6 protein-coding genes are annotated in these 8,140 nt (G+C 43.6%); 1 reads left to right on the top strand and 5 read right to left on the bottom strand.

Annotation, left to right across the window (positions count from 1 at the left end; genetic code table 11):
* Positions 1-282: 282 nt before the first annotated feature.
* The 4 genes from F6K52_RS08165 to devC all read right to left on the bottom strand — a co-directional run bounded on the left by F6K52_RS08165 (position 283) and on the right by devC (position 6,630).
* A complete protein-coding gene (locus F6K52_RS08165) occupies positions 283-4,209 on the bottom strand; it encodes a beta-ketoacyl synthase N-terminal-like domain-containing protein (RefSeq protein WP_293076233.1) in 3,927 nt (1,308 codons plus the stop codon).
* A 55-nt stretch (positions 4,210-4,264) separates the two neighbouring features.
* Entirely contained in the window at positions 4,265-4,546 is a 282-nt protein-coding gene (locus F6K52_RS08160; RefSeq protein ID WP_293076231.1) for an acyl carrier protein, read from the bottom strand.
* Between the two features lie 113 nt (positions 4,547-4,659).
* Positions 4,660-5,400 carry a DevA family ABC transporter ATP-binding protein gene (locus F6K52_RS08155; RefSeq protein WP_293076229.1) on the bottom strand — a complete coding sequence of 247 codons (741 nt, stop codon included), beginning with the start codon at positions 5,398-5,400 and terminating at the stop codon, positions 4,660-4,662.
* A gap of 69 nt (positions 5,401-5,469) precedes the next feature.
* Entirely contained in the window at positions 5,470-6,630 is a 1,161-nt protein-coding gene (gene devC, locus F6K52_RS08150; protein WP_293076227.1) for an ABC transporter permease DevC, read from the bottom strand.
* Between the two features lie 36 nt (positions 6,631-6,666).
* On the opposite strand from devC, the gene F6K52_RS08145 reads away from it, so the two are divergent.
* A complete protein-coding gene (locus F6K52_RS08145) occupies positions 6,667-6,801 on the top strand; it encodes a hypothetical protein (protein WP_293076225.1) in 135 nt (44 codons plus the stop codon).
* 43 nt (positions 6,802-6,844) lie between these two features.
* Here the strand turns inward: F6K52_RS08145 and F6K52_RS08140 are convergent, their stop codons facing one another.
* On the bottom strand, positions 6,845-8,083 hold the full coding sequence (locus tag F6K52_RS08140) for an ABC exporter membrane fusion protein (RefSeq protein ID WP_293076223.1): 1,239 nt from the start codon (positions 8,081-8,083) through the stop codon (positions 6,845-6,847).
* Positions 8,084-8,140 lie beyond the last annotated feature (57 nt).

The raw sequence follows: 8,140 nt of genomic DNA, 5'->3' as shown, positions 1-8,140 counted from the left end.
TAAAAGTTAGTTGGTTGAAAGTTAGTTGGTTTAAGGTTGAAAGTTAGTCGGTTTTTCGCTTAGGGTGGGCTTTTGGCCAAGGTTGAAGGATTTTGCTGCTTTGTCAAAATAGTGGTTAGTGGTTAGTAATTAGTAGTTAGTAGTTAGTAGTTAGCACTTAGATTAGGAAGATTGTTATTCTTTGTTGTGAGGAATAGTATCTCGGTGGTAGGCTACTCTCGATCAGGGAGTGGGATTTGACACCATCCCATCACCCCATCACCCCATCACTCCATCACTCCATCACTCCATCACCTTGACAAGTTGGCTAAGTTGGGTAGCGATCGCTTCCAATAAAAGCTGGTCATGGCTCTTCAGGAAGAAGTGGTCGCCTGGAAACATTTGCATGGTGAACTCTCTCTCGGTCTGCTTGCGCCAAGCCTCAAGTTGCGAATCACTGACTTTGGGGTCGGATTTGCCACCAAACACTGTGATTGGGCAATCGAGGGGATCTGCACTGGAGTAGAAGTAAGTTTCCAAAATCGCAAAGTCTGCTCGCAACACCGGTAGGAATAGCTCCATCAGCTCAGGGTTTTGTAATGTTTCCTCTGGTGTTCCATTTAAGCGACCTAGTGACTCGATAAACTCTTCATCAGGCAGTCGATGGATGGGTAGATTCAGATCCGGTACCTGAGGAGCAGCGCTTGCAGAAACAAATAAGTGAACTGGGCTCGGTAAGTTCTGTTTGCGTAACTCACGGGCAAGCTCAAAGCTGATTAACGCTCCTAAACTGTGACCGAAAAAGGCAAAAGGAATGTCTAAGTAAGAACGTAAAACAGGTGTTAGTGCCTGAATCAAAGCTGAAAGGCGAGTAAATGGCTCTTCTTGGAGTCGGTTTTCTCGCCCAGGCAGTTGAATTGAACAAACCTCAATGTCTGGTGGTAGAAATTCTAACCAAGAGCGGAAGATAGAAGCACCAGCTCCGGCATAAGGAAAGCAGAATAGACGTAGTTTTGCTCTTAGATTGAGCTTTGGACGGGTGACCCAAAGATTGGCTTGAAGTACTAGCTTCTCTGAAGAAGTGATTGTCCCTGAAGACTCATTAGTTGAATCCATCGAGTCCGTACTGCTTGGTTTGCCTTCAGTTCCTTGATTAGGTGATGAGTTGGCTTCTTTAACAACCAGCAGGAGAACTTGGGTGATAAAATCTTCAATGCTCAAACCAATGAAGTATTCTAGAGGAACAAGCACCTCCAGATCAGTCTCAATTTGATTTCTGAGCTCAACACCCACTATGGAGTCAAGTCCTATGCTATGAAGGGGCTGCTGTAAGTCCAGTTGGCTGACACCAATTCCCATAACCCTGGCTAATAATTCTGTCAAGTAAGACCCCAACAGTCCCTGGCGTTCTTCTGGTTCTGCTGCCAGCAATTTAGCGCGGGTTAGACTTGGCTTAGCTTCTGGTGCGACACCATCATTAGGGCTGGATTTCCCATTAAGTTCTGATGGCATGCTCACGGTTAGGGTTACTCCTGAACTCTCCTGTTCAGTTGAGTTAGGAACTACATCCAACCAGTAACGCGATCGCTGCCAAGGATAAGAGGGCAAGGAAATACACTGACCCCCAGATGGATAGCGTCGGCTCCAGTCTACTGAGTAGCCCTGGGTGTAGAGAGTACCCAAAGAACCCAACATAACTGCTGTTTCCGGTTGCTGTCGCCGTAGAGAAGGCAATACTGTTCCGTTTTTGTCTGAGTTTTTCAGACACTGGGAGATATTTATCCCTAGGACTGGGTGGGGGCTAATCTCTACAAATAGATTATGCTTAGTCTTGATGAGTTTATCAATAGCAGCCCCAAAACGCACGGGCTCTCTGATATTGCGTCCCCAGTAGGCAGCATCAAAATTTTCACCCTCATGAGCTAGACCTGTAACGGTTGAGATGATTCGAATAGATGCAGTTTGAGGTGTAATTCCTTGAAGCGATCGCACTAATTGATCTTGATACGGCTCCATCTGGGGACTGTGGAAAGCATAATTCACCCGCATCATCTTACAGAAAATCTGTCGCTGCTCAAGGGACTCAAGCACTTCTTCCAGGGCTGCTGCTTCACCTGATAGAACCAGTGAGGTAGGACTATTGATGGCAGCAATAGAAAGACGACCGCTATACTTAGCTAAGAGTTCTTCTGCCTCAGCTACGGACAACTCCACAGCTGCCATTTTCCCAAAACCTGTTGCCTGCTGCATTAAGCGAGCACGGTGGAAAACAACTTGGACTGCATCCTCCAAGCTAAGAGCTCCCGCAACATGAGCTGCTGCTACTTCTCCCACGCTATGGCCGATAATGGCCTTCGGTTCTATTCCCCAAGACCGCCACAAAGCAGCTAAAGCAACTTGCAAGGCAAAAATAGCTGGCTGAGCAATCTCAGTTTCTGCTAAGCGGGATGTTGCCTCATTAGCAGTCAGTTCTTCCAGCAGTGACCAGTTGGCATAAGAACGTAGTAGCTGATCGCACTTCTCTATAGTGGAAGAAAAGACCGGTTCAGTAGATAATAATTCACGCCCCATCCCCCACCATTGGGGTCCTTGACCAGAAAAGACAAAAACTAGCTTAGGACGCCGGTTCCGTTGCTTACGACCCCAAGACAGACCAGAGTAAGTTTCTCCAGAGCAAAATGCTTTAAGGCCCTCGGTCAGTTCCTCACCGTTTTGAAATACCAGGGACAAACGGTGGTCATGATTAGAACGTCGTACACTAGCTGTATAACAAATGTCTGATAATGAAGCAGTGCTACCAGACGCTGCAGGTGTTAGGAATTCCTGATACTGCTGAGCTAAAGCTCTGAGAGCTTCTGGACTGCGAGCAGATAAGGGAAGCAGATAAGGTGACGAGGAGATCTCAGGAGAAACAACTGTGTTTTTCTCCAACTCCTCATCTGTTTGGGGAGCTTGCCCTAGAATTATATGGGCGTTAGTTCCGCCAAAACCAAAGGAACTCAAGCCAGCCAAAGCTAGACCATCGGTTTCCGGCCAAGGGGTCAGGCTTTGCTGTACCTGAAGCAGAAGTTTCTCGAAGGCAATATAGGGATTCGCTGTTTGGAAATGCAGGCTCGGTGGTATCTTGCCATGATGTAACGATAGCGCTACCTTAATTAGACCAGCAATGCCAGCGGCAGATTCTAGATGACCGATATTGGTTTTAGCGGAACCGATAATACAGGGGTTGTCCGGGGAACGGTCTTGACTCAACACAGCCCCTAGTGCTTCCGCCTCAATTGGGTCTCCTAGGGGAGTGCCTGTACCGTGAGCTTCGACATAGTTAATTTGAGCTGGTGCCACTCCAGCATTTGCCAAGGCTTGGCGGATAACTGCTTCTTGAGATGGACCATTGGGAGCGGTAAGTCCGTTGCTACGGCCATCTTGGTTAAGGGCTGAACCCTTGATCAGAGCAATGATATTGTCATTGTCTCTAATCGCATCGTCTAGACGTTTGAGTACTACGATACCGCAGCCTTCTCCTCGGACATAACCGTTGGCTCTAGCATCAAAAGTTTTACAACGCCCATCTGTAGCCATCATTTGTGCCTGAGAGAAAATGATGGTCAACTGTGGAGACAGCAGCAGATTAACTCCACCCGCCAAGGCTAAATTAGACTCTCCACTCTGCAGACTTTGACAGGCAAGATGCACAGCCACCAATGAAGAGGAACAGGCTGTGTCAATCGCCATACTCGGTCCTCGAAAATCAAATAAGTAGGAGAGGCGGTTAGCAGCAATACTTAAAGCATTACCAGTCCCCATGTAGGCATTGATGGCACTATACCCTCCTTCCTGAAAGCGCTGGTGGTAATCACCGGCAGAAATACCAACAAAAACACCTGTGTTACTGTGGGCTAGTTTTTCTAGTACCTGCCCAGCATTGTCCAGGGCTTCCCAAGCTACCTCTAGCAAAAGTCGCTGCTGGGGGTCGATATAAACTGTCTCTCTCGGAGTAATTCCAAAAAATTGGGGGTCAAATTGATCTACTTGTTCTAAAAAGCCACCCCACCGAGTACTCATTTTTCCAGGAGTACCAGGTTTAGGATCGTAGAACGCATCGATATCCCACCGATCGGCTGGTACTTCTGTAATGGCATCTACCCCGTTACATAGGAGCCGCCAATACTCCTCGGGGTTTCTGGCACCAGGAAAACGACAACCTAGACCAATAATTGCGATCGCATCCATTTCTTAACCTTCATCTGAACTTTGGTCATGATTACCACTACTGGCTGCTTGATGTTTAACTATTGGAATCTTCAGCTAAACGTTCTGCTAGGGCTTCGATGTTGGGATAGTTCCACAACAGGGTGGGAGATACCTCACGGCCAAGATAGTTTTCTAATCTACCTAAAAGAATCAAAGCATCTGCTGATTCTAGGTTGTAGCTTTCAAATGGTTCCTGGATATCTATCTCTTCAGGATCAACCTCCAGTCCTTCGGCGAGTTGAGAAACTAACCAGGCTTGAATAGCTTCTTCAGTATGACATTCTTGATCGATTTTATCAGGGATAGTTTCAAGCATTTTGTTTAGTTTTTTAGTGATTTTTAATTGGTAATTAGTCAAAAATAAATTGCCAATTTTTTATTAAAAATTGTAGTTAATTGATAGTAATGGCAATTTTCAATTTTCAATTTTTAATTTTCAATTTGTCTTTCGGCTTTTGCCTTTTCTACTTCGTTATTAGCTGGTGACTGTGGTGTGACTAGATACCCGTCTTCCATACGAAGGATGCGATCAGCAACATCCAAAATTCTGTTATCGTGAGTCACCATCAAAATAGCGCATTCTTGCTCAAGAGCTAGTCGTTGCATAATATCAACCACATCTCGACCTGTCTTACTATCTAAAGCAGCAGTTGGTTCATCTGCTAAGACCAATTTGGGCTGATTGACTAAAGCACGGGCAATGGCTACCCGTTGTTTTTGACCCCCAGAAAGGTTTTGAGGGAAGTGATTAACTCGATCCCCGAGCTTAACTAGTTTGAGCATGGCTTCAGATCTAGTGCGAGCTTCCCGCTTAGAGATGCCTCGATGCAGTTCAATCGCCATTTGAACATTTTCCCGGGCTGTCAAGAACTCTAGTAAATTGTGAGCTTGAAAAATATAACCAATATGGCTACGCACTGATACTAATTGGGCAGGACTAGCGCCATACAATTCTCGGTCTATAATTTTTAGACTTCCTTCTTGTACAGAACGCAATCCTCCAATTAACGTCAACAACGTTGTTTTACCTGACCCCGATGGCCCCGTTAGAATTACAATTTCTCCAGATTTTATTTCGAGATTAATGTCAAATAAAATTTGGCTCCGTAATGACTGTTGACCCAAGTAATGATTCAGTTTTTTTATATCAATTACAATTTCTTGGGACATCGAGTTTTTGGATTATACTCTAGTAATTATAAAGTTTATAATCTGGGTATCAAATTTATGAAAAGAAAGTTAGAAAATATCAGCTGGATCAGCAGACCGCATTTTGTTAACAGCTAATACACCAGAAGCAAAACACATTACAATTGTTACTATTAAAACTATAAAGGATTGACTAACTCTCATTTCCATTGGTAACCCAGTAGCATTCTGGACAACATCATATAGACCTATAGAGATTGCTAAGCCTGGAATATAGGCTAAAATAGCTAATATAACAGACTGCTGAAATACTACAGATAATAAGTATTGATTTGGATAGCCAATTGCTTTTAGAGTGGCATAGGCAACTAAGTTAGTAGAAATATTACTATGAAGAATTTGATAGACAATCACTACCCCAACAACTGATGCCATAACGAGCATCATACTAAGTATAAATCCAATCGGAGTTCTTGTCTTCCAATAGTCTTTTTCAAAGTCAATAAATTCTTGATAAGAAAAAACTATAACATCTTCAGATAAGTGGTTTCGCAAATTTTTTAAAACCATTTCCTGATCCGCATCAGGTTTGAGGTTAATGACTCCTACATCAATCATTTCTGAATTGACATCGAATATCCGGAACAATGTTGAGTCGCCAACTACCAAATTACCGTCCACCCCAAAAGAAGGTCCTAGGCTAAACAAGCCTCCAACCTTAACTCGATAACCTTTTCTGGCTGCAAAACCAAATATTTCAATAGTTTGTTCCGTGTTTCCCTGCTCAAAGTTTTCAGCAATTGGTCCAAAATCAGGTCTAGACTTACGGTCAAATAAAACTACATTAGGAAGTTTGAGAATATCCAGATTTTGATTTATTTCCGGTAAATTAAGCACAGGCTTTGCCGGATCAAACCCAATAACATAGATTGAGAACTTTTGATCAGTAATGGGATTTTTGAATTTTGCAAATCTTAGATATAATGGACTAACTGATTCTACACCATTAAATCCCCGAGCCTGATATAAACGCTCTCTAGGAAAGCTCTGCTTAGCGGTCAATGACTTATATTGGGAACTAATTAAAAATATATCACCTTCGATAACTCGATGCACCGTGACAGAACTAGTATAAAGAGAATCGTTAAACCCAAGTTGCATAAAAATAAGAACAACGATAAACGCAATACCAGCTAGAGCAACCAGAAAACGAACTCTTTGTCTCGCTAGTTGTAACCAGGCAATAGGCATTTGGAGAATCATTTTTTAAGCATTTTAGGAAATGATATGTCTGGGGAATTTAATATAGAAGTTCTCAATGGATTAAGGGACTTTCGTCCTGGGTTAATGGGAGTAGGAAGTAGGAATGCGCCGCTGCATCGCTTGACAACAACGATAGAAAGACATAAACTATTTTGGTAAACGTTTATTGCGGATTCAACACTTCTGAATGTGTTTAACCGATTTACAAGTTAATCGTAGCCTCTACTTGTAAGTTGGTAAATGCTGCAACTCGTTGACTGTCTACGGAATCATCAATGCGGATTTTAACGTCCACCACTTTACGATCCGTATCTGATCCAGGATTAACATCAAAAACCTGTTGTCTGTCAATTTGGAAACCAATCTCAGCGACTGTTCCCTGTATTTCACCCTCAAAAACAGTACTAGAAATACTACCTTTTTGACCCAGATGGACTTTGCTAATATCCGTTTCATGGACTTCTGCAATTACGTACATCTGGTCGGTTTGACCTAGCTCAACAATTCCGTCACTGCCAATAATTTCTCCAGATTTGGTGTGAACTTTCAGCACTTGTGCATCGATAGGAGAACGGATGTAGCTTAAATTCAGTTCAGCTTGAGCGAGCTTGACAGCTGCGATCGCACTCTCAATCTCTCCCTGAGCTATTTGTACATCTACTGGACGAATCTCAGTAATACGGTCTAGATTGGCTTTAGCTTGACTGATCTGTTCTTGACCAGTGTCCATAGTCCGTCGCAGAGTAGCTTTTCCTTCATTAATTTGTTCTTCAATCGTTTTCACAATTCGTTTTAGAGCAGCATTTGCTTCATTAATTTGCTCTTGAATCGTTTCCACTTGCAGACGTTTACTATCAAAAAGAGAGGCGGAAATTGCACCTTCTTCATAGAGTTGTTGATTACGTTTATACTCTGCTTCAGCATTACGCAATTGGGCTTGTAAGCGAGCCACGGTTGCTTCCTGTGCCGCTACTTCCCATTGCAACTGAGCTCGTAAGCGAGCTAGGGTTGCTTCCTGTGCCGCCACTTCCCCTCGTAACTGAGCTTGTAAACGAGCGATCGTTGCCTCTTGTGCCGAAATTTCTCCTGCCTGAGCCCCAGCTTTGATCTTGTCCAGACGAGCTTTCGCAACTTTAACCTGTTGCTTAGATTGTTCTAAAGTAGCAAAACGAAGAGCATAAGTGTCCAGCAGAGCAACGATTTGCCCTGCCTTAATCTTGTCTCCTTCCTTCACTAAAAGTTGTTCAACTCGGGTACCTCCTACAGAATTAGGGGCAGACAGACGAGTCACTCCTCCTTGAGGCTCTATACGTCCAAGGGCAGTGACCCCAACTATGGGAATGGTATTTTCTGGGGAATTGGAATTTGATATAGAACCTTGACGTTTAGATTCAAATTGGGGCAAGCCATAGAGATAAATCCCCCCAGTAGCTAAAGCCATAGCTGCTGAGACAATCAAATACCGCTGACTTATAGGGTTTGTAAATGATTGACTTTC

Origin of the sequence: Moorena sp. SIO3H5, from assembly GCF_010692395.1 — a bacterium.
Classification (GTDB): Bacteria; Cyanobacteriota; Cyanobacteriia; order Cyanobacteriales; family Coleofasciculaceae; genus Moorena.
This window is presented reverse-complemented; position numbering and strand designations above follow the sequence as displayed.